We start from the raw sequence: 25,027 nt of genomic DNA, 5'->3' as shown, positions 1-25,027 counted from the left end.
GCCCGGTTACAAAGTCGTCCCGTAAAAACGGGACTTTTTTCATTTAGAACAATTAAGGGAACAAGGGAAGCTCCAGTTCATTTTTGCAACCTTCCTGCATAGGATAAAGCAAAAGGCTTTGCCAGCAACCTCATAAAAGTTTAAGATGTGCCAACAACCTGATGCCGTTTATCGACATAACTTTTTCTTTTTAACGGCAGGAAAATACTTCTGGCGCCTCGAATAATACCCGGTGATTCAGCTAACTGGCGACAGCAAATGCAAAAGGAGGGATAATGTGGAATGGTATACCCTCGGTCGCCCGCAAAATCCCTTTCGTGGTGGTATCCATCCCCGTAATTTCCGCCTCACATTGCTGTCCCTGTGTTTGTTACTCGTGGTCGTAGTGGGAAGCCTGGTCTTTGCCGGGTATGCCTGGGCGAAAAAAAATATTACCCTGGTGGTGGACGGAAAGGAAATTACTCTCGAAACCCGGGTCGATACAGTAGGAGATTTTTTGAAAGCACAAGGTATCCAGTTGGGTCCCCGGGACCGGGTGGAACCGGATCTTGCCGCGCCGGTTACCGAAGGAATGCGGGTGGTAGTTAAACGGGCGGTGCCGGTTACGGTAACTGCCGGCGGAAAAACTTTAAAACTGCTCACTGCAGCATCCACTGTCCGGGAAGCGCTTCAAGAGGCAAAGATTCTACCGGGCAAGGAAGACATAGTTACACCCGGCCCCGAAGAGGAAGTTCGTTCGGGGATGACCATTCGCGTGATCAGGGTGCGCCAGGTGGCCAAGGAGATAGTGGTTCCCGTTCCTTATTCGATCCGCCGGGAACCGGACCCCAACCTGTTGCGCGGGCAGGTAAAGGTAGTCCAGGCCGGCCGGCAGGGAAAGGAAAAGCAGCGCTGGGTGCTGGTCTACCATGACGGCCGGGAGGTTAAAAGGGTCATGGAGGCCAGCCAGGTGGTTACACCCCCCGTGGACCGGGTTGTCCGGGTGGGCACGCTACAACAGGTTTCCCGGGGTGGCCGGGACATCCGGTTCAACCGGGTGATTGATATGGTGGCTACAGCCTATACTTATTCGGGTAACAACACTGCCTCCGGAGTACCCCCTCGTTATGGCGTGGTGGCAGTGGATCCCCGGGTAATTCCCCTGGGTACCCGCCTTTACGTGGAGGGCTATGGTTATGCCACGGCTCTTGATGTGGGTTCCAGCATCCGGGGGAACCGGATTGACCTTTTCATGGAAAGTGCAGCCGAGGCCAGGCGCTGGGGTGTCCGCCGGGTGAACGTTTACGTCCTGGAATAATGTGGTGTAGCCCGGATAATTGTTCAACGGACAAAAGAGCTGATGTGAATGTTAAAACCTCGTTAAAAAAGGGGGAAATCCCCCTTTTTTAATTTATTACGGAAATTAAATAGGGTATAATATGAATATGTTAATAACTGGTGAGTGAGGGTTTACGTGTGTCCGAGCAGGTTTCTCCCGGCAAGGTAAGGGCCATTTTAGAAAAGCACAACATTCATTTGCGCAAATCACTGGGACAAAACTTTTTAATGGATGGAAATATGGTGCGCAAGATCGTGAAAGCCAGCCGGTTTTTACCAGGGGATGTAGTGGTGGAAATTGGCCCGGGTGCCGGCACCCTCACGGCGGCCCTGGCCGGCACTTGCTTCCATGTGGTGGCCGTAGAACTGGACAAAAGGCTATTACCCGTGCTGGAAGAGGTTTTGGGCGGACTACAAAATGTCACTGTAGTGTTTAAAGACGCCCTGAAAGTAGATTTCGACCGGCTGGTGGCGGAAGTCACGGGAGCAACAACCTACAAAGTGGTGGCCAATCTCCCCTATTACATCACCACCCCTCTAATCATGCACCTTTTACGTCAATCCGGTGTTGCCGGAATGGTGCTCATGATCCAGCTGGAGGTTGCTGAAAGGCTTGTGGCCGGGCCTGGGAGCAAAGATTATGGGGCGTTTACTGTTGCGGTGCAATATTACTGCCGCCCGGAGATTCTGTTTCGTGTTCCCCGGACGGTTTTTTTTCCGCAGCCCGAAGTGGATTCGGCGGTGGTACGGCTGGCCAAACGGCAAGAACCGGAAGTGGCGGTTGATGATGAGGATCTTTTTTTCACCCTGGTGCGCGGGGCCTTTGGCCAGCGACGCAAAACGCTGGCCAACGCCCTGGCCGGGGCCAGAATTTTTCCCGGCTGGACCCGGGCGACCTGGGAGGAAGTTTTAAAACGGGCCGGTATTGATCCCCGTTGCCGGGGCGAGACCCTGGGCCTGAAAGAATTTGCCGCCCTGGCCAGGGCCTGCCGGCAACGCCTGAGGGAATGCTGAATTAAGAGGCTATGGGGAGGTAGCCATGTACTTTACCAGTCCTACTAAAGGAAGGTTAACCTTTGAACAAATGATGGCCGATATCATGGGTTATATTACCGGCCTGCCCAGTTCGGCTTATAAGATTATTATTGGCTCCGATTCCCAGGTGAAACAGGAAACCTGTTTCATCACGGCTGTTATTGTCCACCGGTTGGGTAAGGGTGCCCGCTATTACTACCGCAAAAAGCTCCAGCGCAAAATAAAGAGCTTACGGCAGAAAATCTTTTACGAAACTGCCTTAAGTCTGGAATTAGGCGGCTTAATTGCCAGGTATCTTGCCGAGTGCGGCCTGGATGATTTGCAGGTGGAAATCCACATAGACGTGGGTACCCAGGGTGAAACCAGAGACCTGATCCGGGAAGTGGTGGGCATGGTTACGGGCAGCGGCTTCCAGGCCAAGATTAAACCCGAAGCCTACGGTGCTTTCAGCGTGGCCGACAAACACACAAAATAGGTTCCTCTCCGGTTGGGCCGGCACACTTTTCGACAAATTTATTAAAAATTTTTCAGCCAAAATGGAAAAATAAACCTTGATAGTAAGGATAATTATTACTATAATATAAAGAGGGGAATTATAAGCAGGGTTTTTCAAAATAATTATCGAAAATAATTATCGAAGGAGGCGAAAGAATCAATGAAATGGCGTTGTGGTGTTTGTGGCTACATCCATGACGGAGATCAGCCCCCGGAAAAATGCCCCAAATGTGGTGCGCCGCGGGAAAAGTTCGCCCAATTGACTGATGAAGAAGCCAGGCTCATCGAGCGCTCCCGCTACACCAACAATCTCCACGCCAAACTGATTGCCCTCATGCAAAAGGTGGAAGCTCTGGCCGATGAAGGTATCAAGGATAATCTGGACCCCGGCTGCCTCATCGTGTTCCAGGCGGCCAAAAAACAGGCCCACATTTTGGCCCAGATGGCCAAAGCCGAAATCCAGACCCATATCTCCAAGGGTAAATGGGGTTGAAATTTAATTTTTTGGGTTGCTAAATTAGTGCAAAATAAAAGGAGGACGATGATTGCATGAAACCGCTTGCCGGTACCCGTACGGAAAAAAATTTATGGACTGCTTTTGCGGGGGAATCCCAGGCCCGCAACAAGTATACGTATTTTGCTTCCGAGGCCAAAAAGGCCGGCTACGAGCAGATCGCTGCCATTTTCCAGGAAACGGCCGATAATGAAAAGGAACACGCCAAGCGTATCCTGAAATTCCTGGGAGGCATTGGCGATACGGCGGCCAACCTGGAAGCAGCCGCTCAAGGGGAGAACTATGAATGGACCACCATGTACAAAGAATTTGCCGCTGTGGCCAGAGAAGAGGGCTTTACCGAGATTGCGGCCTTTTTTGAAGGCGTGGCCCGGGTGGAAGAGGAGCATGAAAGGCGTTTCCGGGCCCTGTTGCAGAACCTGAGGGAAGGAAACGTATTCAAGAAAGAAGGGCCGGTACGCTGGAAGTGCCGCAACTGCGGACACATCCATGAGGGTGCCGAGGCGCCGAAAGTATGCCCGGTATGTAACCATCCCCAGGCCTTTTTCGAGCTGCTTTGTGAAAATTATTAAATTGAAAGGGGGATGCCCCATGTGGTTTTTTCGGGCCAGGGAAATAGTGGAATTTGCCCGGCAGATTGAACAAAAGGGTCAGCAATTCTACCGGGCCATGGCCGAACAGGCCGCCGACGGCCGGGTAAAGGAAATAATGCTGGCTTTGGCGGCAGAGGAAAAGGAACACGAAGCCCTTTTTACCCGCATGCTCGACGGCCTGGAGAATTATAACCCGCCGGAAACCTATCCCGGAGAATACGAAGAGTATGTGCGGGTGCTGCTGGATGCTCACGTCTTTGCCAAAGACATTAAACCAGGGGAAATAGCCTGCCAGGCGGGTGATCCCCAAAAGGCGCTGGATATGGCCATTGGCTTTGAAAAAGATTCGCTGCTTTTCTTTTACGAGCTGCGCCAGCTGGTGCCGGAGCAGGAACGTTCAGCCGTGGATAAGTTAATCCGCGAAGAACAGAAACACATTCTCCGGCTGGCCGGGCAGAAGAAGGTTCTGGCTTGAACCCCTGCCTCCCCCGGGAGAGGTTGCGGTTAAAAATCTTACGAGGTGAGAACATGGACAGGTGGGTTTGCACGGTATGTGGTTATGTATACGACCCTGCGGAAGGAGCTGAAGGCATCCCCCCGGGCACACCCTTTGAGCAGCTGCCCGATGACTGGGCTTGCCCCCTGTGCGGCGTCGGCAAGGATATGTTTGAAAAAGAGGCGTAAATACCAGGAATGGTGGCCTTCCGGGGCAGTGATCACCCGGAAGGCCGCTTTTTTTGAGAACGCCAGTGGCTTCGTGGCCAAAGGTCCTTCATTTTGATTATGTCAAGTCTTCCCGCAAACTGAAAGCTTCCAGCAAATCAAACCTCCGCTCCGAGTGGTAGCCCAGGTATGTTACACCGTTGAGGCTGCGTTCCCGGGGCAGGCCACGGGCCAGATTGATGGCCTCGAGGCAATCGCCGATAATGGTTTCGGCAATGCGCCGGGCATGCACGGCGGTGCGAAAAGGGGAACCCAGGTGCCGGTGGGCAATGATGGCTTCCACCCCAATTTTCAGGCCTTTTTGGGCGGCCAGAGCCAGAGCTACCGGAGGTACGGCCAGTTCCCGTAAGGGTATCTGGCTAAGGAACCTGCGGGAAACGGCATGGGGGCCGTGGGAGGGGGAGGCCGGCCCTATTAATTGGGCCAGGCCCAGTTCCCGGTTTAAGGCCAGACGTATTTCCAGCAGGTAGCTGGCCAGGTCGGAAAGCCGGGCCAGTTCTTCGGCGGGGTAACAGTTGGTTAAGGCCAGGTCCATTTCTTTGGCGGTAACCGCCGTGGCCAGTTCCCGCAACACGTCAACGATGTCCCCGTCCATATCCCCGTCTACAAAGAGGACGGCCCGGGCGCCCAGCTTTTTGGCCTGGATTGCTCCCACCGCCCGGGGTATGTCAATGCCCAGGGCATCGGCAAAAACCAGCGGTTTTACCAGCTGGGAGGGGAAGTCCCGGACAATTTGTTCCGAGCAGTCATTACAACCGTTGAGTACGGGGACCACCAGGTCCACGGGTACGGCCAGCAAATTCTTTAAAACCGTTTCCAACCGTAAGGCTTCGTTTTTTACCGGAACCACAGCTACCAGCATGGCAATCTCCTCTCTTCACCCGACTGATTTTTAATTTATGAAACCATACTGCGTTCGTTACCAGATATCCTCACCCTTTCCAGAGGCTTCAACATAAAATGGGGATAAAAAGGTGAGGAGGAAGCCGCCGTGGAGGGAATCAGGGTTGGAGACATAGTGGGGCGGATTTCATACGGGTGCGATATCTTTTTTAAAGTGGTGGAGTTAACTGTGAAAGAAGATGGTAAAAAAAGTGCCCGTTTAAAAGGGCTGGATAAGCGCCTTTGTGCCACTGCGCCTTTAGAGGACCTGCGCAAGTTTGAACCGGCCGAGGTTGCTGCTTTCTGGCATTCGTTTATGACCAAAAATCACGAACACATGAAACGCATTTTTAAGCGCCGGGAACAGGACCGGCAGCGTTTTGTCCGGAGCAACGACGTGGTTTCCAATTTAGGCACTTTTGATGTTCCGGGCTCGGTATTGCATATAGATGGCGACGGTGACTACCTGGACCTCTGCCTCACTACCTACCGGCAGTTGGGCATACCGGCTTCCGGCTACCACATCGATGAGGAGAACCAGCCCGGGATGGTTGCCGATCTGTTGCAAAAACACCGCCCCGATATACTGGTGCTTACCGGTCACGATGGTATTGAAAAGGATACTCAAAATTTTTCTGATTTGAACGGTTACCACAACTCCCGTTATTTTGTGGAAGCGGTAAAAAAAGCACGCTTGTATGAAAAAAGCCGGGATGATCTGGTTATTTTTGCCGGGGCCTGCCAGTCGCACTATGAAGCCATACTGGAGGCGGGCGCTAACTTTGCCAGTTCACCCCACCGGGTACTCATTCATACTTTTGATCCGGTGTTTGTGGTGGAAAAAATTGCTTATACCTCAATATATGATCAGATCTCTTTAAAGGACATTATAGCCGGGACCATAACCGGGTTTCCCGGAATCGGCGGTGTGGAAACCAGGGGAAAATACCGCCTCGGGCTGCCAAAATCACCCTATTGATAGGTACCGCTTATCTCACTGCTAACAGGTTGCGTCACCCCTTCCAGTCCTTTTGCATATGATGGCACAAGGACCTTGAGGAGGGGTTTTTTTATGGAAAAGTATTTTCGCGTCCTGAAAAAATCCCGGGAAAAGCTCTTGCGGTTGCCCAATGTAACCGGCGTAGGAGTTGGCCTTAAACAGGTGTCCGGCGAAACCACCAATCGCCCCGCCCTCATTATCTTTGTAAAGAAAAAGGTGCCGTCCGGCGGCCTGGTACGCGCACAACAGGTGCCGGCTTACATTGACGGATTGCCTACCGATATCATAGAAATCGGCGAGGTCAGGCTGCTTTCCCTGCGTACAGGTAAAGAGCGGCCAGCGCAGCCGGGAATGAGCATCGGCCACTATAAAATCAGCGCCGGTACCTTTGGTGCGGTGGTGAAGGACCGGGTCACCAGGGAGCCGCTTATTTTAAGCAACAACCACATCCTGGCCAATGCCACCGACGGGAAGGATGGGCGGGCGGCCGTAGGGGATCCCATCCTGCAACCCGGTCCCCATGACGGCGGCCAGGCCGGGGACCGCATTGGCACGCTGTTGCGCTTTTCGCCCCTGTTGCGCAGCATCCAGGAGGCCGAATGCCCGGTGGCAGAAGCTCTGGTCAGGGCGGGCAACCTGCTGGTCCGCCTGGTCAGGCCCCATTACCAGTTAAAAATGTTCCAGCATTACCGGGGCGGCAATATTATCGATGCCGCCGTGGCCCGTCCGGACAGCCCCGGTTTAATTAACGATGAGATTTTAGAGATTGGGAAGGTGGAAGGTGTGGCCCGGGTGGACCCAGGTCAGGGAGTGATGAAAAGCGGTCGTACCACCGGGATTTCCGAGGGTACCGTTACCGCTGTTGGGGTGACCCTGGAAGTGGAGATAGGTAATGACGAAAAGGGCTGGTTTACCGACCAGGTGGTCACCGATATGAGTTCCCGGCCCGGGGATAGCGGTTCCTTGGTGCTGGATCGCGAAAAGCGGGCCGTGGGGCTTTTATTTGCCGGTTCTGATAAATACACGGTTTTTAACCGCATTGAACAGGTGCTCTCCCGGCTGGAGGTAGAGTTTTAGAGCTTGTTGCCTTGAACAAAGGTCGTAGCCAGAGGTGAAGCGGCGGTGATTGATCATTTCTTTCCGGGTGGTGCGGAGGTTGCCCTGGTAATGCTGGGGGGAAAAATCCCGGCCATTGGACCGTTGATTGATACCCGTCAGGAAGCAGTGAGCCTGGCCCGCTGCTATATGAAAAAACTCGATGCCCTGACTGACCGCTCCCGGTCCTTTCAGATAATGACCGCACGCCAGACCGACGGCCGCTATGCCCTGTTTTTGCAGGGCGAAGGGGTGGTCATGAAGGTATTATCTAATATAGATGAATTGTTGTTCTGGCGTTTTCGCAAAGCCTTTCGACGGGGGTTGTTCATCTTGACCGTCTTTTTTAAGGGGGAAGCGGGGATGGAATGCCTGGCCGTTACCGAGGGGCTGGGAGCGGTTATTTTTACCCCCAGCTGAAAATAATAACAAAATCCCCCAGTATACGCATAAGATGTATAATCAGCCAGTAAAGGATGAAATCTGGATCTACTGCTAATTTCATGGCAGATTGCGTCGAAATAGCGCTTTTGCCGTAAAGTGGCGATTTTTGATAGATTAGATAAAAACGCCAGGACAACCAGGGCGTAAAAAAGAAAAGGAGTGTGATCATGAACAAAAGCTTGAAGTCGCTGGCTGGTGTGGTTTTAGGTGTGTTGTTTTTGCTGGGGCTGTTTCTTTCCCCGTCCCTGGCCCAAGCCGCCGTCCCCTGCGGTTTTAACTATTTAGACGGCAGTGAGGGGCAAAAAGTTCCCGCTCCAGAAACCACCCTGGGCGCCCGTGAGGCAACCCCAACTCCGGAAGAGAGCCGTATGCTGGCCCTGGTTAACCAGCAGAGGAGCAAAAAAGGCCTGCCGGCCTTCCGGACCGATTCCCGGTTGGTGGAACTGGCCCGGCAGAGGGCCGGCGAGATGGCGGACAGGGGTTTTGGCGGATTGTCCGGCTCACTGCCCCAGCTGTTAAAAGCGGAAGGGATCAGTTACACTTATGCCGCCCAAACCCTGGTTCTGGCCCAATCGGTGGACAGCGCCTACCGGGCTTTAATTAAGTCTGCAGGCTACCAGCAGGATATACTGGGCACCAAATATGACCGCATAGGAGTGGGCGTGGCCCGGCAGGGTTCCAGGCTGTATATAGTGCAGCTATTGGTGGGTGGACAAGGCGGGTTGTCACAGCAGGGGCCTGCATCTCAACCTGCACCTCAGCCCGCGCCTCAACCTGCGCAACCGCAGCCTGATCCACGGCCGGTACCGCAGCCCGGGCCGGTAAGCGGCCTTACGGTGGACGAGCAGCAGATGCTCCAGCTGGTCAACCAGGAGCGGGCGCGTTACGGTCTGGCTCCGTTAAAGGTAAACATGGAGCTGGTGAAGGTGGCCCGCCTCAAAGCGAAGGATATGGTGGAAAAAGACTATTTCAGCCACACCTCTCCCACCTACGGCGGGCCCTTTGAAATGATGCGCCAGTTTGGCATCACCTATCGCTACGCCGGCGAGAACCTGGCGGGTGCACCTACAGTGGATATTGCCCATGAAAACTTGATGAATTCCCCTGGCCACCGGGCCAACATCTTAAACGCCAATTTTAAGGAGATCGGTATCGGAGTGGTTCCCAGTCCCCGCTACGGCAAGATTTTTGTGCAGATGTTCACTGGTTAACTGGATTTATCCAGAAAATCTCCCGGTTTGCATTTAACCGGGGGATTTTTTCTTTTTCTGGGGGATTGCCAAAATTCCGCACATTAATTGGCACGGCTCATATATATATTATAGACCACTCTTTGAAAGGAGGAGTATGCCCCATGGTTGGAACCGCCGCACCGGCCACGGAACGGTTGCGGGTCAACCAGGTGGTTAGCGAAGACACGCAACAGGTCGTGGTTCGCGGCAAAATCACCGTACCCGACCCAAAACCCGACGTGCAAAAAATCCTTTCCACAGATAAATCGGCAAGGATCAAGAAAATTGAACTGGTTCCGGACAAGGCAATTGTGGAGGGGACCCTGACCCTGCAGATTGTTTACGTGGCCTTTGAACCCTCCCAATCGGTACACCACATGCACCAGCAGCTCTCCTTCACCGCTTTTGTGGAACTTCCCGGGGCCAGGCCGGGCATGGATGTCACGGCCAGGGTTTCGGTGGAAGATGTCAGCATCACCCGCAGTCCCGGCGACCCCCGGCAGTTTGATGTGACCGCTATCCTCAGTGTTTTTGTCAAAGTGACGGAGATGCAGGATGTGGACGTGGTTACCATGTGTCCCTCCGGCGCCACCTGTGAGATGGATACCATTAAGGTGGCCCATGTGGTAGGCAGCGGGACCAGGCAGGTTATCGTCAGCGAGGAGTTTAATGTACCGGACGAAAAGCCGCCGGTAGAAAAAATCCTGGAAGTGGATGCCACCGCCGAAATTACCGACAAGAAGATCATTAAAAATAAAGTCATCATTGACGGCACGGTGACCATCCAGGTGCTGTACGTTGCTGCCGAGCCCGACCAGCCCGTCCACCAGCTCCACCGGACCTTCCGCTTCAGCGATTTTGTGGAGGTAACCGGGGCCGAACCGGATATGGATGTGCGGGTGGATGTCAAGGTGGAAAGTGCCGATGTGGATATCCTGGACGGCGACCGGCTGCGGGCCGACGTGGTCTTGATGCTGACGGCCTTTGTTACCGAGCCCAGGCAGGTCAATGTCATTACGAAGATCACCGGTGTCCAGGCCACCATGACCAGGCTCAAGATTGATCATGTGGTGGGAGAGGACAGCACCCAGGTGGTGCTCCGGGATACCTTTGAGACTCCGGACCCCAAGCCCGATGTAGAGAAAATCATCGACGTTACCGTCCAGGAAGTTAAGGTCACCGAAACAAAGATTATTAATGATAAAGTGATCGTCCGCGGCTTTGTGGAAGTGCACGTGGTTTACGTGGCTAAAAAGCCGGACCAGGCCGTCCACGCCCTGGAACGGCGGCTGAATTTCCGTACCTTTGTGGAGATTAAAGGTGCCCGGGAAGGCATGGACGTGGATGTCCGCCCGGTGGTGGAGTTTGTTTCTGCCGATGCCGAGGGACCAAACGTCACCCTGGAAGTGGTGCTCAAGGTAACGGTCAAGGTGACCGAGTCGCTGCAGCGGGATGTGGTTGTCTCCGTGGCTCCCGCCCCTCCCGTGGTCTGCCCGCCGGGTCAAACCATTGATTATGTGGTCCAGCCCGGTGATACTTACTGGAAAATTGCACAGCAGTTCGGCACAACTGTAAAGGCTATCGAAGAAGCCAATCCGAACAAGGACCCGCAAAACCTGCAGCCCGGTGATGTAATCAAGGTTCCCTGTCCCCCTGCCAAGGGTTGATTTAGCATGTTATCCCAAAGGAGGTAAATCTAATGCCCATCGAGTATGTCTATACCGAGCCGGAAGAGGTATTGTGCCTTAAGATCAAGGTGCCGGTGGTACTGGCCGAGGAAGAGGTGCAGGTGCTGGTGGACAGCACCGTTACCCTGCCCGAGCTGGCCAAGAAGGTGGATCACATCGACGCCCGGGTGGAAGACCTGGAGGCCGAGCCGGTATTCATTCACGAGAGCATCAGCACATGGTTCCCCAAGATCAATAACGAATGGAAAAACCATTTCAAGGACATTGTCGGACTTGTAGCCGTGGTAAAAAAGGTTATTGTCAGCGGAGTATTGCACAAGCAAATCTTCTACGTCAATAACCGGGACGAAGTAAAACATTTTGCCGAAAACGTTCCTTTCACCAAGATGATTGAGCTCAAGGAGCCCCAGGCTGTGCTCCGGGAAGATGATGTAATGGTGCAGTTTCCCAAACCCAAGTTTGATATTACCTGGGAGCTGGTACGGGCCAGCCGCCTGCACCAGACCGGTGTGATTATCGTGCGGATCAAGGTGGTGGAAGAGCGGCAGATCTTCGTGCAACTTTGCCCGTCTCCCGAACTCTGTCCTCCCGGCAACCTGCTGGAAGACCCGGGGTTTGAACAATGGGCGGGCAACGTGCCCATCTTCTGGGGCGCCACGACCAACGTCGCTCCCACTACCGTCGCCCGCACTGGCAGTTTTGCCGCAGAACTGGGAGTCGCGAATCCCGCAAGCACCGCGGCCATTTTCCAGACCGTGCGCCGGGGTATAGCTCCCGCCAGGGCTTACAGGCTGACCTTCTGGGCCCGGGAAAATGTTGCTCCCGTTACCCCCGTCAGTGCCTTCAACCTGGTGGCGGAGGTGCGCTTCTTTGACCGCAACGGTATGCAGATTGACGGGGCCATCCAGAGCATTGGCAGCGTGAACATTCCTGATAACAACTACCAGCAGTTTACCCTGAACATACCTGTTTCCCCAGCCGGTGCCCGTACTGCTCTGATTCGTTTCACCTTTAACCCGGCTACCGGAAACACCAACACGGTCAAGATCGATGATGCCAGCTTTGAGTGTATCGGAGGTTTTCCGGCCTGAAAACAGGAGTAAATAAATGACGGCTCTACAACGATATAAAACAAGTTAAAGAATTAAGCGCTATTTTGCATTTTCGACAAATAGAGCTGTTCACCACAGCTTTTCTTTTTGTCCAAAGGTATCCACAGGAGGGAAAAATGGTGTTCTTCAACACGCCCAAACTGACCCAGCAATTGCAGGAGTTACAGGAAGAAGCCCGGCGGATTGTGGTTACGAAAGAGGCACCCCAGGGGGCATTGCGCCTGACAGTGAACGGGCTGCAGCAGGTGCTGGAGGTAAGTTTCGGCCCCACTGCTCCGGCTTTAATGGACCGGGGGGAACTGGCGGCGGTGGTCCGGGATACCTTTAACGAGGCCCTGGCCGAGGCCCGCAGGCAGCTGAAGGACGAAGTGGTCAAAATGACGGGGATAAATTTACCCCACCTGCCGGGACTGTTTTAGGGGGGAGGTCAAATGGGGGAAAAGGGGCAACATCAGGGTCTGGAGGCAACCCTTTTTCAGTTGCTGGAACAAAAAGGGCACTCAACGGATCCCCTTATTTTACTCAGCCTGGTGAACCTGATGGGGCTGATCAATCTCATGGGATACCGCTTCGGGACCCAGGGGCAGGAAGCAAAAGTGGAGGCCGGCGGAAAGGGTGTTGCCGGGTCTTCCCGGTCCGGCAATCGGGAAACGCCTCCTCAGCTGGCCAATTTCCTTGGCAGCCTGCTGGGTCCATTAAACCCTCCCCGTTCCCCGGCAGCACCTTCCACGGAAGGAAGCGCCCCGGCCTCAAATGAAGGACCTGCCGCCTCTTCCGGGGGAAAGCCGGCTAAAGACCAAACTTGAATAGAAAAGGGGTTCCTCGTGGGGAACCCCCAGGTATTTTTAGGGGTTTTTGTTTTCCGGCAGTTTGACGTCCGGAAACTGCACCTCATCCGGGGGCGCCGGTTCCGGGCCTACCGGGATGTCGGCGGGCAGAAGTGTGGCGGGCTGGCTTGAGCTCGCCCCTTCGGCCAGCTGCATCATGCTCACATGCAGCGCTTCCAATCCTGCGCGCATGGTTTTAAGGGCATTCCGGGTGGCTTCAAGAAAAGAGGCCAGCTGGCTTAAACGGTCTTCCATGTCCGATCTGGTGGATAACATGAGCAAGAAGGGGATCGAAAGCGGGTGAAACTGTCCACCGTAAAATTCCGGCATTACAAAACCTCCTTTCCCTGTTTATACCAATTCTATGTTTACTGCCTTAAAGTTTGACACCATTTTCCAAAAAAGTTATTCCCGGCCCACCTGGCTTGAAGGGTTTACCAGACTTGCATGAAAGGTCTCCATTCCACTGCGGAATATCTGTACTGATTGCTGGGTGGCATGGAGCAGCGAAGTCAGCTGGGCTAATTGTTGTTCCACGTTTGGCCTGGTGGAAAGTATCAAAAGGATAAGAATTAGAAACAGGGTGAAGGGGTTATTGGGCTGGAGCGCCTGGTCTGCCACCTTCTTTTCCTCCTTTCGCAATGCTTTTTCTAAGTTATACTACGTCGTAAAAGCCTATCCGGTGACAGCAACTTTTGCGCAGGAGGTGAATATACCTGATAGAGGAAGGGGGATTAATGAATGGCCGAAGAAAAGGCAGCGGGACATAACCTGGAACATATACTTTTTTCTTTGCTGGATTATCAATCAAAACAGGGAGCAACCCACGATGACACCATGCTGATGCTCGGGCTTTTGAACCTGCTGGGGATCGTGAGCTTGATGAATAAGCAAATGGGCGGCGTAGTTTCCCGGGCGGCAATGGCGGACCCCAATCCCATGCTCAATACCCTTTTACAGATGATGGGCGGCATGCCGGGCGGCCCGCCGCCGGGTCAACCGCCCACCCCGGAGCAGAATGCCCCTCCTTTACCGTTAAACCCGGCCCTGCTGATGGCGCTGATGAACCAGCAGCCGGGACAGGGGCCCGACCCGGCCGTGCTGCTCAGCCTTTTGGGCAGCATGATGGGTGCTCAGGGGGCACCACCCCGGCGGCCACCGCCGGCAGTTCCGGCAACCATGGATGCAAAGAAAACCGTTTCTCCTTCCGCTTCTCCTCCCGCCGGGGGTGGCGAAGTAAAACAGAAAGTGGTGAAGTGGGGTTCACATCTGGAAAAAGAAAAACGGGCCTGATCCAGATAAGTCGGCCGGCTCCACATGGTGCCGGCCGCACATATTTTTTGCCCCGGGGAAGAACATTAACAACGTGGGTGTATATAGTGCTGGGCCGCCCCGGTTAGTTATGCGACAGTATCTTAAAGGATACTGTTGCAAAACCAGAAATTAGATGGGCGGCGGTCGTCCCTTAAGGAGCGACATTGCGGAGGGCCGGATACGAAACACGGCGCTGCCGAGGTTAGCAAACCGGCAGCGCGAATCGCGCTGGTACCAGTATCGATATAATGATTGGGTTACTTAGGCTGTTACTATTCATAAGAAAAGTATACTTCCGGCGCATATGCAGCGCTGCCAGGTTTGCTCCGAGGCAAGCCGATGTTTCGTCCGGCCCGGAGCACGGAGCGACGGGGGACGACCGCCGCCCCGATAGTTATTCGACAGTATCTAAAGGGGGGCGAAATTTCATGGGGAATTCCGTTATGACCACTTTTCGGGTTGGCGGGTTGTGGGACGAGCAGGGTAGTAAAGAAATTGAACATAACCTGATCCAGCTCGACGGGGTGAAAGAGGTGCGCGTTTTCCTGGAAAATGGCACCGTGGATGTGCGTTATGATCCGGAGGTCATTCGCCGGGAATACCTGGAACGCACCCTGGACTCCCTGGGTTACTCACCGTACGTGCGTTGAACCATGCTACGGTCGGTACGGTCCAGGGGAGCTGAAAGTATGCGGGTTTAAGGACCACCGGTCCCGCCCTGAAAGATATGAAGGTGGAGGGGATCTTAATTGAGCGTCAGGTTGCTGGCCCTGGCTATTGCCGCCCTCTCCGGGGTGACCATGGCCGTGCAGGGGTCTTTAAATGCGGCTCTGGGCAAAGTGCTCGGCTTGCTGGAAACCACCTTTGTGGTTCATCTGGTGGGTTTAGCTCTGGTAACAGTGCTTTTGTTTGGCTTTCGCCTGGGGGACGGCCGGCTGGCCGACTACGCCCAGGCGCCGTGGTATTACTACCTGGGTGGTATCCTTGGGGTTGCGATCGTCTATCTGGTAATGCGCAGCATTCCCAGGGTGGGAGTGGCGCCGGCCACCACGGCGATTATTATCGGGCAGGTACTCACCGCCAGCTTAATTGATCACCTGGGCCTGTTCGGCCTGGAAAGGCTTCCCTTCACATGGCACCGTGTGGTGGGCACCCTGCTCATGGCCGGGGGAGCGTGGTTTTTGTTAAAAAAGTGAACCAGATGTAACAAATTCGTAATATTTTAGTCACAGATTCGTAAATCCTGCTTGATATAATTTCTGGTAAAGCTAACCTGAAAGGGGGACCAATCATGAAAATTAAAAAGTGGATGGCAGTGGTAAGTGCAGCGGGGTTGTTCAGTGGGATGCTTCTGGCGGGGTTACCTGCCGGGAAAGCAATGGCTGCGGGCGGTCCGCCAGCATGGGCAGGCAAGTATAATGTGCAGGTAGCCGGACCAAATACCACCGGTGCAGGCATAATGGCTGGTGCGGCTCTGGGGCGGACAGCAGGCACGATGAATACGTCGGTGGCGCAGTTCCTGGGAATGGATGTATCTGCGTTAATTACTGCACGTCACTCCGGCAAGTCGCTGGTTGAGATTGCAGCCGAAAAAGGTATAAGTGAGGAACAGCTGATCAACTTTATAGTCAGCCAGCGAAGCTCTCAAATCGACCAACTGCTTAAGGATGGCAGGATTACACAAGCGCAGGCCGACCAGTGCAAGCAGATCATGGCTGAGCGAATAAAGGCAAATGTCAGCCGTACGACGGTAGGGCCAAACCGTTCCGGCAGCGCTGGTCGTAATGCCGGCCGGGGTGCCTGAACGAGGGTACAAAGTTGGTATCATGGGCCGGGCACAGGATTGACGGGAGGGGCTAAATTTGTTGCGGGCATGGCTCAACTATTGGCTCGGGTGGCTTCTTTTCCTGGCAGGACTGGGGCTCGCCGTATCCGGGCTTGTGAAGTGGTTAATCCTTCCCGGAGGAGGTCGGGGAGGATTTCGCGGCGAAGAGGCGGTCTTTATTTTCGCCCGCCATACCTGGACGGAGATCCACCAGTGGTTAGCGGTAGTAATTATGGTGTTAGTGGTACTGCATATCTACCTTCACTGGAACTGGATAGCAACAATGAGCCGGCAAATTTTTGGCCGGAAAAGGTTATAGCGGGAAGATAGATGCCTTTAAATTTAAAAAGGCCACCAGGACAATTCCCCCAAAAAGTCCCAGATAGGCCATGGGCGGGTGCAGGCGCAGGCATTCTGGCAGCAGTTTCGCTTTAACGATGTAGGCCATGGCCCCCGCGGCCAGGGCCAGGAGGGAAGAAAGAAAAGCCGGGGAGGCCTTAATCAACAGCAGGCCCAGCCAGCAGCCGAAAGGAGTAACCAGGCTTACCAGGCCGTTTAAGGCCAGCACCTGCCCCGGGGCAAGCCCCCCGGCCGACAGGGGGGCGGCGGTGGCCATGCCTTCGGGGATGTTGTGCAGGGCGATGGCCAGGGCCAGCAGGGGGCCCAGGTGGGCAGGTTCGCCAAACCCGGCGGCAATGGCCAGCCCTTCCGGCAAATCATGCAGGGCAATGCCTGCGGCAATGAGGTAGCCCATTTTTAAATACCGGTAATCGTGGACACAGGCCCGGTTTTCCGGGCTAAAAATAAGGTTCAGGGCAGTCATCAATAAAAGGCCGGCGGCAAATCCCAGAATGGCCTGGAGTAAGCTTCCGTATGCCAGTGCTGCCGGGATTAAATCCAGGAGCACCACCGCCAGCATTACTCCCGCCGCCAGCCCCAGAAAAAAGGAAAAGGATCGCCGCCCCGGGCGGCCCCAGATCAGCACCAGCGCTGCACCCAGGCAGGTGCTCAAACCGGCAAAAAGGGCCATTAACAGTACCGTGACCAAAATGTTCACCTGCCAGATCGAGTTCCTGGGGTATAATTTAAAATGTGGGCGGCGGCTGTCATTTCGGAAGGGCAGAATGGATGAGCGCCGCCCAAAGTTTTCCACTGCTAAATTATATTAAATCTGGCAGGCGGATAATACCAGAGGAAATAAATGGCCGTTTACCGGCCCGGGATGACGATCACCTGCCCCGGATAAATTTCATGGGGGTTGGCCAGGCCGTTCAATTCAATGAGGGTGGAAAGGGGTACGTCAAAGCGGCGGGCAATCTGCCACAGGGTGTCCCCCGGCTGGACCACGTATGTTTCCCCGGGGTTGCTCTGGGCAGCGTTTGCCCCCGTTACAATGCGTACAGGGGTGCCGATCTGCACCTGGGGGAAGAGTTCCTCAATGTGGTGGTTATACATGCGGATACAGCCGTTGGAAACGGCCTTGCCAATGGAGCCGGGGTTATTTGTCCCGTGAATGCCGTAATTACCGCCGGGAATATCCAGTCCCATCCAGCGGGTACCCAGTACCCCGCCGGGGTTGATCATTTTGTTTATCACGTGGTAGTCCCCGGTGGGTGTGGGAGTTTCCGGTTTACCCACGGCCACCGGGTAGGTGCGCACCAGGGTATCGCCCTGGAAATGATGCAGCCGCCTGAGGGCCGTTTCCACCAGCAGGTGGGTACCGGCAGTGACTCCTTTGCCTGACATATTTGTCGCCCCTCCTCGTAATCCCGGAATTTGCACCTCCACATCATGATATGAAGGGGCGGCGGATTTTGATTTGACCACATTTTCATCCAAAAATCTATAAAATTGCAACTCCCGGCAGTCTAATTTGTTCTTGTCGTTATAATTTCTTCGCGTCCGGCATATACTGGGTTGTACAGAATGTACATTATCTGATATGCTGGAGGCGGAAGGTGAGATGGGTATGCTGGCCGAAGTCCAATTTACCGCAGCACGCAAATCTCTAACCGAAATATTTGATAACGTCTGGCACCGTTTTTTACCCGCGCTGATCAAGCGCCGGCAGGCAGAAGAGGTGTTGCTGGTTCGCCGGGATCTGCAGGAGGACATCTTGCGTGCGTACAGGTTTAAACCCGAAATTCTGCCTGAAGAAGATGGCTCCGTGACTCTGGCTCTGGATGAACTGGGAATAGCAGTCAACGCGGCGACTTTCGAAGAAGCAGTCGGGGAGCTTGTTCGGGAAATAAAGATATACGCGGAAGACTATATGAAGCGTCCTGAACTATTTTTAAACGCTCCTAACCGAAAGGCCCATTTTCCTTACATTTTGCGGGTATGGTTGTGCAATAACGACCAGGATATCAAGTCTCTTTTGGAGTTGTAAGTTGTCATGCCTCCGACGTTTGGCCAGTTAAAACGATATTGCGAAAAGAACAGCTGGTACATGATAAGGAATACCGACCACTGGTACTATGAAAAGGTTCTGACAACGGGTGAAGTTCTGCGTACCAGGGTCAGCCATGCGACGGCAAAGGAAATTCCCGCTAACTTGTGGAGGAAGATTCTTAAATACCAGTTAAAAATAACCGAAGAGGAATTCTGGAAGTCTTTATAGAGCTGTCCGGGGGAACCGGGCTTTTTATTTTTTCGAGAAACGCCGGAAATCAACGAATCCCTGATATAACTGAATTTTTAGCAATAGAAGCCCGGATAACTTCAGTCAGGAGAGGTTCAATTTCTTCTCCGTCCTGTATACCCAGGCAATGATCTCAGCCACCACCTGGTATAACCCGGGCGGTATTTCCCGGCCGGCGCCCAGGCCGGTGAGGGTCAGGGCCAGCTCTTCATGGCGGTAAACGGGCACATTGTTTTCCCGCGCCAGCTTTTCAATTAACCCGGCCAGATAACCCCGCCCGGCTGCCACCACCCGGGGAGCGGCATCCTTTTCCGGGTCGTAGGCCAGGGCGGCTGCAGCCTTTGGTTTATCCTGGGACATGGCGGCAGCTCCTTTCGCTTTTACACCAGCGCGTTTACGGGCCGGTAGGGCGGCGGTTCGTGGGGGCGCAGCAGTTCGCAGATACAGGAGATCTTTCGTGCGGTGACCTGAATATCATCAATGGAATACCCCAGGGCGGCCAGCCTGTCCCTTAACTCCCCGGCGGCCTTTTTAAAAAGGGAGACGAAGTTTTCTTCTGCCACGGCCACCCTGGCCGTAAGCCCCGCCCTGCCCCGGGTCAGGTAAACCCAGGTTTCCCCCAGAACCGGGGTTTCCACCCGCACCACCAGGGCCAGGGGGAAGTCCTGCTCACCTTTCTTACCGGCCCGGCTGTCCACCATATACAGCTCGCCGTGCATTCCCTTCCCGCGAAAGGTGAAAAAGCTCACCATTTCCTGGTCCGGGAAAAGGGGTGCCGCCTGGTTCAACACCTCCTGCCCCCGGGGTGTAGCTTCTTTGCTTCCCAGGAGGTAGTCCAGGGCCTGCTTCACCTTGCCCGGGTCAAAGCGTAAATCCAGGGTTTCCAGCCACACCCGGGCGGCCCAGAAGGCCGCCCGCTCCCGGGGAGGTAGATCCCTGGCTGCAGAGAAAAGCATCTCCACCAGGGAGCGGTCCAGGGGCAGCTGCCACTTGACCATTTCCTGCAGCAGCTTTGTGATTTCGGGGCCGGCGGGCATGCCCAGGACTTTGGCCATGGTTGTCAGTGCTACGTTCTGGTCCGGTGTGCCGATGAGGTGCTGCAGGTGCAGGGTCTCGGGGGTAACCTCACGCACCAGGGCCCAGAACGTAGCCGGCGGGGAAGGTATCTCCCCCGTGGCCGTAAAGATCTGGCCGCCTATGCGCACCGTGGCGAGACCGTTTTCCGCCCTCAGGACCTCCACCTGCACCATTTGCCCCGGCTGCAGGGAAGTTGCCGTTTGCAGTTCAACAGCGGGGTTCAGGAAAATGCTCGGAATTTGCATAAGTCAATTATACCATTTCCTGTTAGCATAAACAATGGCGAGGGGTGCCCATCATCTGCTGGCCGGCAATGAAAAACCGTTTTATTTCCAGCAATTGTTTACAAAATGTCTGAAAATTGATATCATGCTTATTGAGCAAGCGCTAGAGTTGTGGAAAGGGAGTGCATTCCATGCCGTTTCAGCATAAAAGGCAAACGAAAATTTATTATACTTATGCGGATTATGCTTCATTGCCGGAAGAAGAAAGGTGTGAAATCATTGATGGCGTGCTGTATATGCAGGCCGCTCCATCCAGGATTCACCAGGAAATCTTGATGGAACTTTCAAGGCAGATAGCAAATTATCTGGCGGGTAAGCCATGTAAAGTCTACCCGGCGCCATTTTGCGTAAGGCTGCCGGATGGTGATGAAAAAAGCGATGAGGATATCAAAACAGTGGTGGAACCCGACATAAGCATTGTCTGCGACCAATCCAAATTAGACGGGCGGGGATGTATAGGCGCCCCCGATATGATAGTTGAGATTACTCCGCCATCTTCGGCGAGGAAGGACAGGCTGGAAAAGTTTTATAAATATGAGAAAGCCGGTGTGAAAGAATACTGGATCGTGGAGCCGGAAGAAAAGCTGGTCAGCGTATTTGTGCAGGGCGACAATAATAGATACGGCAGGCCGGATATTTACACAGAAGGCGATGAAATAAAAGTGAGTATATTTCCGGATCTTGTAATAAGCCTGAAGAATATTTTTTGACCTTATAGAGGGGCCGCTTAAATGAAGCAGGGGATTCTGGTGGTGGATACAAAAGCCATGCTCAATCTCCTTATTATGGGAGGTAGAAAACAGTTGGACAGGACTACCTGCACATTCCCATTATAAGGAGTTTTTTATGGAACAGGAAAATGCAGTTGTGTTCAGTGATATATATTTATATAATATACACAGGGTATATACAAGGGGGTGATGGCTTGGAAAAAACCAGACTAACCCCAATCCGGTTTCCGGTCGACCTGCTGCTTGAGCTGGACAGGTTTGTCGGTCAGGGGCAGAGGAGCAAGTTTATTATTGAAGCCACGCAAAAGGAGTTGCTCCGGTTAAAACAAAAGAAGGCTTTACAGTCGGCTGCCGGAGTTTTCAAGAAAGAGGATTACCCCGGTTTTGCCGGGCCGGAAGATGTTTCCTCCTGGGTTCGCCGGTTGAGGGAGGAAGCGGAAGCCCGGAGGAGGGAGATTTTTGGCCACTAATGGTTTTTTACTGGATACCACGATTTTAATAGATTTTTTACGCGGCAGAAAAGAAGCAATAGATATGCTTAACAGACTGGTTGAAGCAGGCCCCCTGGCATGCTGTCCGGTTACAGTGGCCGAGGTTTTTTCGGGAGCAAGGCCCGAGGAACTGCCTAAAATAGAAGAATTTTTCGAAGCCCTGCTTTTTTATCCTGTTGGATACAAAACGGCCCGCCGGGCCGGTTTGTACCGGAGGGAATACGGGAAAAAAGGCATCACCCTGAGCATTTCGGATACCATTATTGCCGCGGTGGCGGTGGAAAATTCCCTGACTCTGGTTACGAAGAACGTGCGGCACTTTCCCATGCCAGAACTGGCTGTAATTGAACATGATTAACTTTATATAGCACTCTTTGCCCGGCAACCAGCTTAACCCTGCAAAGATCAGGCCGGGGGATAAGAACGAAGTCCGTACGGCAAACCGGGAGCTAAGAACGGGAGGATATTGGAAAGTGAAATCAGTGCTGGATGCGTGCAAGCCGCGGCCCGAGATCCTGGCCGGTACTTTCAACCCCGAGGTTTTTACGGCGTCGCTCAGCCCGGTCATCGAGTTTTACCGCAGCGGCCGGGGTGTCATCGATAGTATTTATACCAATGCGGAGCTCTTTTTCCGGGAAGCTACTTACCCGACCCAGGGCTTGCGGCTGACCCTGGCGGAAGTTTTCGGCCGGATTGCGGGTGATATGACCGTTCCGGCCATCCACCGGCTGGAGACGGCTTTTGGCGGCGGCAAGACCCACACGCTGATCGCCTGTACGCACATCGCCCACAAAGGTAAGGAGCTGCGCAGCATCACCCGGGACATCCTCGACCCGGAGCTTCTCCCCGAGCCCGGCGAGATCGCCGTCGTTGGCGTGGCGGGTGATGAAATTCCGGTGCATAAGCCGAAGGGCAGGGCTTTAGTGCCCTACACCCTCTGGGGCGAGATCGCCTACCAGATCGGTGGAGAAAACCTTTACCGCGAGGTTGAGGATGAAGCGAACTCCCATGCCGCGCCCGGCAGAACGTATTTCGACAGGGTGTTTGCCGGTCGTAAGGTCCTCATCCTGCTGGACGAGCTGGCCCAGTACGCGGCGCGGCTTGAAGCGGCCCGGCCCGATGGCGCCAGCCAGCTGGCCGCCTTTTTAATGGCTCTTCACGGCTACGCCCGCAACCATCCGGGGATGGCGGTGGTGCTCACGCTGGCCAGCACAACTGATGCCTTTGCCAGGCAGACGGAGCACCTGGCCAGGCTCATCAGCCAGGTACGCGGCGAAGAGGTTGGTGAGGATGATGCTCTGGGGATTGGGGAAAGGGCCGTGAAAGGCGTAGCCAGCGTGGTTGCCCGTGACGCGGTCCAGGTCACGCCGGTGCAGGCGGCGGAAATTTCGTCCGTCCTCACCAAACGGCTGTTTGCCTGCATAGATCGGGAAGCCGCCCGGGAAACTGCCGAGGAGTACATGGCGATGTACCGCCGGAACGCGGCCCTGCTGCCGGAGGAGGCTTCCAGCGATGACTTCAAGGGCCGGATGATTGCCAACTACCCGTTCCACCCGACCCTCGTTGATTTTCTTAATAAGAAGCTGGCCAGTGCCGAGAACTTTCAGGGAACGCGCGGCGTCCTCCGGGTTCTCTCCCTGGCCGTGCGCAGCCTGTGGCAGAAGCAAAAGGCCGTTCCCATGATCCACGCGTGCCACCTTGACCTGCGCGAGGAGCGGGTGGTTAATGAAATCCTGGGCCGCACGGGCAGCTCGGACCTGCTCTTTGTCCTGAACGCCGATATCGGCGGCGTAGATACGGGCACGCTGGAGGGCGGCCACAGCAACGCGGAACTGGCCGACCGGCGCAACCCCCATCCGGAAGGCCACCCCCTTTATGAGTATACATGGAAGACCGTTTTCCTGCACAGCCTGGTCGGCCGCGAAGAGGGCCTGGGCTCCAGAATTTTCGGCCTCACCGAGTCCGAAGCCTGTTTTGACGTTTCCTTCCCCGGCTTAACGCCGCCGCAGGTGCGCACGGCGCTGGAAGAGATCAGCGAAAGCGCTTTTTACCTCCGTTACGAGCAGGGGAAATATTTCGCCAGCGAAGAGCCGACCATCAACAGCGTTCTGGCCAGAATCCGCAGGACGTTAAAAGCTGCCCAGGTGGAGGAGCTGCTGGAGGCAGCGGCGCGAAAGGTGGTCACCGGGGGGGCGGGTTTATTCCATATAGAGCATGATGTTTCGCTGCCGGAGCACCTGCCCGACGGCAAAGACCGGCCCGTGCTCGGGGTCGTTTCGTTAACTGCCGGGACCATTGATGTTGAAGCCATGGTGACCACAAAAGGCCAGAACAGGCCGCGGGAGCGGCAGAATCTCATCTTTCTCCTCGTTCCGGAAACCGTGGTGGTAAGAGGGATAAACGATCAGGACGGGCTCTTCGAAAACACCCGCGTCCGGGACGCCCGGCAGCGGATTGAGGGTACTGCCCGCCAGGTCATGGCCATGCGCCTCCTGATGGAGAAGCCGCAGAGCTACGGGGTGAACCCCCGCCGCCTGGAAGATGAAGATTTTCGGAAGCGCTACGCTGAACGCGAGAACGCCCTGCTTACCGATGTTTCGAGAATCTATACGGGCTTCTACTACCCGGGAGCGGCGGGATATATCGTGCGCAGGGAAATAAAGACTGCCGGGGGCGAAGGCGGGGCACCCTTTATCGAACTGATCCGTGACGCGCTGATCAAGGACGGCAAGCTTCTTACCGGCAGCAGCACAACCCAGGCCGACCTCCTGAACTTGAGCAAGCTTTTCTTCGAGCACGGCGACGCCGTAACTTTAAAGGAGCTGCGTGAAAACTTTTACCGCGTGCGCAGCTGGCCGGTGCTGGAGAGCCCCGCAGTTTTCGACCAGATCGTGCGGGCCGGGGTCCAGAAGGGCGTCTGGTGCGTCTTCCGCATGGATACCGGGGAAAGCGCGAAACCGGCCGAATTTTACGACCGGGAAAATGATATTCCGCTGGGGGTTGACCTGGCTGCCGGGGACTACGGGCTCATCACCCCCCAGGGGGCCAACCAGCGCGGCTGGGCAGTAAATCAGAAGGTGGACCCGGTTGAAGTGCGCGAGGGTGTGATTTATACTGTTGCCCAGGGCGGCGTTTCCACGGTGGAGAAGGTTGCCGAAAGCATGGCCGGGAAATACGGGGAGGTTCCCGCCCGGGAACTGGAGGAGGCCGTGGTGACGCTGGTGAAGAGCGGCCAGCTTTTCGTTTTTCGCGGCGCGCCGGATCAAAAGGAAAAGCCCGACCTCATCTACGGTTCCGCCGCAGCCCTTTACACCCCTTTACCCGGCGACGTCCTGATCACGCCGGCTGAAGCGGCCGAACGGGGATGGGTGACCGCCGGCCGCCGCAGGTTTGTCCTGGAAGGAAAGGAAGGAGCCCAAAAGCTGCTGCCGCTGCTCCGGCGGCTGGGCAGCCTCTACAATAAAGGCGCCCGCTCCACCATTGAAAGTATGGATTTGATTGATCTGGAGCTTCCCGGCGGAGGCTTGATCCGGCTTCAACTGACCGGCGTTACCCCGGAATCCATGAAGGCTCTTGGCGAGCTTTTTGAAGTGCTGGCCGGCGTGGTACAGCAGGGCGAACAAACCGAGGCCATTCTTGAAATAGCCGATCCGGATGATGATTGCCTATTCATCCAGGAGTTGAAAAAACAATAGGGCGAGGCGGAT

32 protein-coding genes are annotated in these 25,027 nt (G+C 54.8%); 25 read left to right on the top strand and 7 right to left on the bottom strand.

All coding sequences use genetic code 11. The features are described from left to right. Positions 1-277 precede the first annotated feature (277 nt). From G7K71_RS06480 to G7K71_RS06450, 7 genes are all read left to right on the top strand, one after another. On the top strand, positions 278-1,297 hold the full coding sequence (locus tag G7K71_RS06480; protein ID WP_166344382.1) for a ubiquitin-like domain-containing protein: 1,020 nt from the start codon (positions 278-280) through the stop codon (positions 1,295-1,297). A 158-nt stretch (positions 1,298-1,455) separates the two neighbouring features. Then, positions 1,456-2,331: a 16S rRNA (adenine(1518)-N(6)/adenine(1519)-N(6))-dimethyltransferase RsmA gene (gene rsmA, locus G7K71_RS06475; protein WP_166344380.1), complete on the top strand. Its 876-nt coding sequence runs from the start codon at positions 1,456-1,458 to the stop codon at positions 2,329-2,331. A gap of 25 nt (positions 2,332-2,356) precedes the next feature. Beyond that, entirely contained in the window at positions 2,357-2,827 is a 471-nt protein-coding gene (locus G7K71_RS06470) for a ribonuclease H-like YkuK family protein (RefSeq protein ID WP_013821231.1), read from the top strand. 180 nt (positions 2,828-3,007) lie between these two features. After that, positions 3,008-3,340 (top strand): rubredoxin-like domain-containing protein, encoded by a 333-nt coding sequence (locus G7K71_RS06465; RefSeq protein ID WP_013821232.1) that lies wholly within the window; start codon positions 3,008-3,010, stop codon positions 3,338-3,340. A 56-nt stretch (positions 3,341-3,396) separates the two neighbouring features. Next, positions 3,397-3,933 (top strand): rubrerythrin, encoded by a 537-nt coding sequence (gene rbr / locus G7K71_RS06460; RefSeq protein WP_166344378.1) that lies wholly within the window; start codon positions 3,397-3,399, stop codon positions 3,931-3,933. A 19-nt stretch (positions 3,934-3,952) separates the two neighbouring features. Then, on the top strand, positions 3,953-4,429 hold the full coding sequence (locus G7K71_RS06455; protein ID WP_166344376.1) for a ferritin family protein: 477 nt from the start codon (positions 3,953-3,955) through the stop codon (positions 4,427-4,429). Between the two features lie 53 nt (positions 4,430-4,482). Beyond that, positions 4,483-4,638 (top strand): rubredoxin, encoded by a 156-nt coding sequence (locus G7K71_RS06450; RefSeq protein ID WP_166344374.1) that lies wholly within the window; start codon positions 4,483-4,485, stop codon positions 4,636-4,638. A gap of 97 nt (positions 4,639-4,735) precedes the next feature. Here the strand turns inward: G7K71_RS06450 and G7K71_RS06445 are convergent, their stop codons facing one another. Then, on the bottom strand, positions 4,736-5,539 hold the full coding sequence (locus G7K71_RS06445; RefSeq protein WP_166344372.1) for a glycosyltransferase family 2 protein: 804 nt from the start codon (positions 5,537-5,539) through the stop codon (positions 4,736-4,738). Between the two features lie 129 nt (positions 5,540-5,668). Here G7K71_RS06445 and yabG point away from each other — a divergent pair, with 129 nt between their 5' ends. From yabG to G7K71_RS06405, 8 genes are all read left to right on the top strand, one after another. Beyond that, positions 5,669-6,538 carry a sporulation peptidase YabG gene (yabG, locus tag G7K71_RS06440; RefSeq protein ID WP_166344370.1) on the top strand — a complete coding sequence of 290 codons (870 nt, stop codon included), beginning with the start codon at positions 5,669-5,671 and terminating at the stop codon, positions 6,536-6,538. 93 nt (positions 6,539-6,631) lie between these two features. Then, positions 6,632-7,636 carry a hypothetical protein gene (locus G7K71_RS06435; RefSeq protein ID WP_166344368.1) on the top strand — a complete coding sequence of 335 codons (1,005 nt, stop codon included), beginning with the start codon at positions 6,632-6,634 and terminating at the stop codon, positions 7,634-7,636. A gap of 45 nt (positions 7,637-7,681) precedes the next feature. After that, the gene (locus G7K71_RS06430; protein ID WP_013821237.1) at positions 7,682-8,074 is read left to right on the top strand and encodes a hypothetical protein; all 393 of its coding nucleotides are present in this window, start codon (positions 7,682-7,684) and stop codon (positions 8,072-8,074) included. A gap of 191 nt (positions 8,075-8,265) precedes the next feature. Continuing rightward, positions 8,266-9,309, top strand: a complete 1,044-nt coding sequence (locus tag G7K71_RS06425) for a CAP domain-containing protein (protein WP_166344366.1) — start codon at positions 8,266-8,268, stop codon at positions 9,307-9,309. 143 nt (positions 9,310-9,452) lie between these two features. After that, positions 9,453-10,997, top strand: coding sequence for an SPOCS domain-containing protein (locus tag G7K71_RS06420; protein ID WP_166344364.1), 1,545 nt, complete (start codon positions 9,453-9,455; stop codon positions 10,995-10,997). Between the two features lie 32 nt (positions 10,998-11,029). Continuing rightward, positions 11,030-12,109 (top strand): SPOCS domain-containing protein, encoded by a 1,080-nt coding sequence (locus G7K71_RS06415; protein WP_166344362.1) that lies wholly within the window; start codon positions 11,030-11,032, stop codon positions 12,107-12,109. A 137-nt stretch (positions 12,110-12,246) separates the two neighbouring features. Then, positions 12,247-12,549, top strand: coding sequence for a YbaB/EbfC family nucleoid-associated protein (locus G7K71_RS06410; protein ID WP_013821241.1), 303 nt, complete (start codon positions 12,247-12,249; stop codon positions 12,547-12,549). A gap of 12 nt (positions 12,550-12,561) precedes the next feature. Continuing rightward, entirely contained in the window at positions 12,562-12,936 is a 375-nt protein-coding gene (locus G7K71_RS06405) for a hypothetical protein (RefSeq protein WP_166344360.1), read from the top strand. A 39-nt stretch (positions 12,937-12,975) separates the two neighbouring features. Here the strand turns inward: G7K71_RS06405 and G7K71_RS06400 are convergent, their stop codons facing one another. Both G7K71_RS06400 and G7K71_RS06395 read right to left on the bottom strand, forming a co-directional pair. After that, a complete protein-coding gene (locus G7K71_RS06400; protein WP_013821243.1) occupies positions 12,976-13,287 on the bottom strand; it encodes a hypothetical protein in 312 nt (103 codons plus the stop codon). 75 nt (positions 13,288-13,362) lie between these two features. Then, positions 13,363-13,578, bottom strand: a complete 216-nt coding sequence (locus G7K71_RS06395; RefSeq protein WP_013821244.1) for a hypothetical protein — start codon at positions 13,576-13,578, stop codon at positions 13,363-13,365. Between the two features lie 120 nt (positions 13,579-13,698). Between G7K71_RS06395 and G7K71_RS06390 the strand changes: the two genes are divergently transcribed. The 5 genes from G7K71_RS06390 to G7K71_RS06370 all read left to right on the top strand — a co-directional run bounded on the left by G7K71_RS06390 (position 13,699) and on the right by G7K71_RS06370 (position 16,415). Next, positions 13,699-14,250, top strand: coding sequence for a hypothetical protein (locus G7K71_RS06390; protein WP_166344358.1), 552 nt, complete (start codon positions 13,699-13,701; stop codon positions 14,248-14,250). Positions 14,251-14,699: 449 nt separating this feature from the next. Then, positions 14,700-14,921, top strand: coding sequence for a heavy-metal-associated domain-containing protein (locus tag G7K71_RS06385; RefSeq protein WP_166344356.1), 222 nt, complete (start codon positions 14,700-14,702; stop codon positions 14,919-14,921). 99 nt (positions 14,922-15,020) lie between these two features. Continuing rightward, positions 15,021-15,467, top strand: coding sequence for a DMT family transporter (locus G7K71_RS06380; protein WP_013821247.1), 447 nt, complete (start codon positions 15,021-15,023; stop codon positions 15,465-15,467). A gap of 95 nt (positions 15,468-15,562) precedes the next feature. Further along, positions 15,563-16,075, top strand: coding sequence for a hypothetical protein (locus tag G7K71_RS06375; RefSeq protein WP_166344354.1), 513 nt, complete (start codon positions 15,563-15,565; stop codon positions 16,073-16,075). Between the two features lie 58 nt (positions 16,076-16,133). Further along, positions 16,134-16,415 (top strand): DUF4405 domain-containing protein, encoded by a 282-nt coding sequence (locus tag G7K71_RS06370; RefSeq protein WP_166344352.1) that lies wholly within the window; start codon positions 16,134-16,136, stop codon positions 16,413-16,415. On the opposite strand, the gene G7K71_RS06365 is transcribed toward G7K71_RS06370, so the two are convergent. Together G7K71_RS06365 and G7K71_RS06360 are read right to left on the bottom strand one after the other, a co-directional pair. After that, positions 16,410-17,144, bottom strand: a complete 735-nt coding sequence (locus tag G7K71_RS06365; protein WP_166344350.1) for a ZIP family metal transporter — start codon at positions 17,142-17,144, stop codon at positions 16,410-16,412. The two genes, G7K71_RS06370 and G7K71_RS06365, sit on opposite strands and share 6 nt — an antisense overlap. A 161-nt stretch (positions 17,145-17,305) precedes the next feature. Beyond that, positions 17,306-17,842, bottom strand: a complete 537-nt coding sequence (locus G7K71_RS06360; protein ID WP_166344348.1) for a L,D-transpeptidase family protein — start codon at positions 17,840-17,842, stop codon at positions 17,306-17,308. A gap of 223 nt (positions 17,843-18,065) precedes the next feature. Here G7K71_RS06360 and G7K71_RS06355 point away from each other — a divergent pair, with 223 nt between their 5' ends. Beyond that, complete coding sequence (locus G7K71_RS06355; protein ID WP_166344346.1) at positions 18,066-18,485, top strand: exoribonuclease R; 420 nt, start codon at positions 18,066-18,068, stop codon at positions 18,483-18,485. Between the two features lie 336 nt (positions 18,486-18,821). Here G7K71_RS06355 and G7K71_RS06345 read toward each other — a convergent pair whose 3' ends face one another. Together G7K71_RS06345 and G7K71_RS19810 are read right to left on the bottom strand one after the other, a co-directional pair. Continuing rightward, complete coding sequence (locus G7K71_RS06345; protein ID WP_166344342.1) at positions 18,822-19,097, bottom strand: EscU/YscU/HrcU family type III secretion system export apparatus switch protein; 276 nt, start codon at positions 19,095-19,097, stop codon at positions 18,822-18,824. Between the two features lie 20 nt (positions 19,098-19,117). After that, positions 19,118-20,059: a flagellar hook-length control protein FliK gene (locus G7K71_RS19810; RefSeq protein WP_166344340.1), complete on the bottom strand. Its 942-nt coding sequence runs from the start codon at positions 20,057-20,059 to the stop codon at positions 19,118-19,120. Between the two features lie 170 nt (positions 20,060-20,229). Here G7K71_RS19810 and G7K71_RS06335 point away from each other — a divergent pair, with 170 nt between their 5' ends. The 4 genes from G7K71_RS06335 to G7K71_RS06320 all read left to right on the top strand — a co-directional run bounded on the left by G7K71_RS06335 (position 20,230) and on the right by G7K71_RS06320 (position 25,015). Further along, positions 20,230-20,808 carry a Uma2 family endonuclease gene (locus tag G7K71_RS06335; RefSeq protein ID WP_166344338.1) on the top strand — a complete coding sequence of 193 codons (579 nt, stop codon included), beginning with the start codon at positions 20,230-20,232 and terminating at the stop codon, positions 20,806-20,808. Positions 20,809-21,023: 215 nt separating this feature from the next. Next, the gene (locus tag G7K71_RS06330) at positions 21,024-21,299 is read left to right on the top strand and encodes a hypothetical protein (protein ID WP_073162468.1); all 276 of its coding nucleotides are present in this window, start codon (positions 21,024-21,026) and stop codon (positions 21,297-21,299) included. Beyond that, a complete protein-coding gene (locus tag G7K71_RS06325) occupies positions 21,289-21,678 on the top strand; it encodes a type II toxin-antitoxin system VapC family toxin (RefSeq protein ID WP_166344336.1) in 390 nt (129 codons plus the stop codon). Before G7K71_RS06330 ends, G7K71_RS06325 begins: the two co-directional genes overlap by 11 nt. A 115-nt stretch (positions 21,679-21,793) precedes the next feature. Further along, positions 21,794-25,015, top strand: a complete 3,222-nt coding sequence (locus tag G7K71_RS06320) for an ATP-binding protein (protein WP_166344334.1) — start codon at positions 21,794-21,796, stop codon at positions 25,013-25,015. Positions 25,016-25,027: the final 12 nt, after the last annotated feature.

Source organism: Desulfofundulus sp. TPOSR (genome assembly GCF_011393055.1).
Taxonomy (GTDB): Bacteria; Bacillota; Desulfotomaculia; order Desulfotomaculales; family Desulfovirgulaceae; genus Desulfofundulus; species Desulfofundulus kuznetsovii.
Note: the sequence above shows the minus strand (reverse complement) of the source record. Positions and strands in the feature narration are given on the sequence as shown.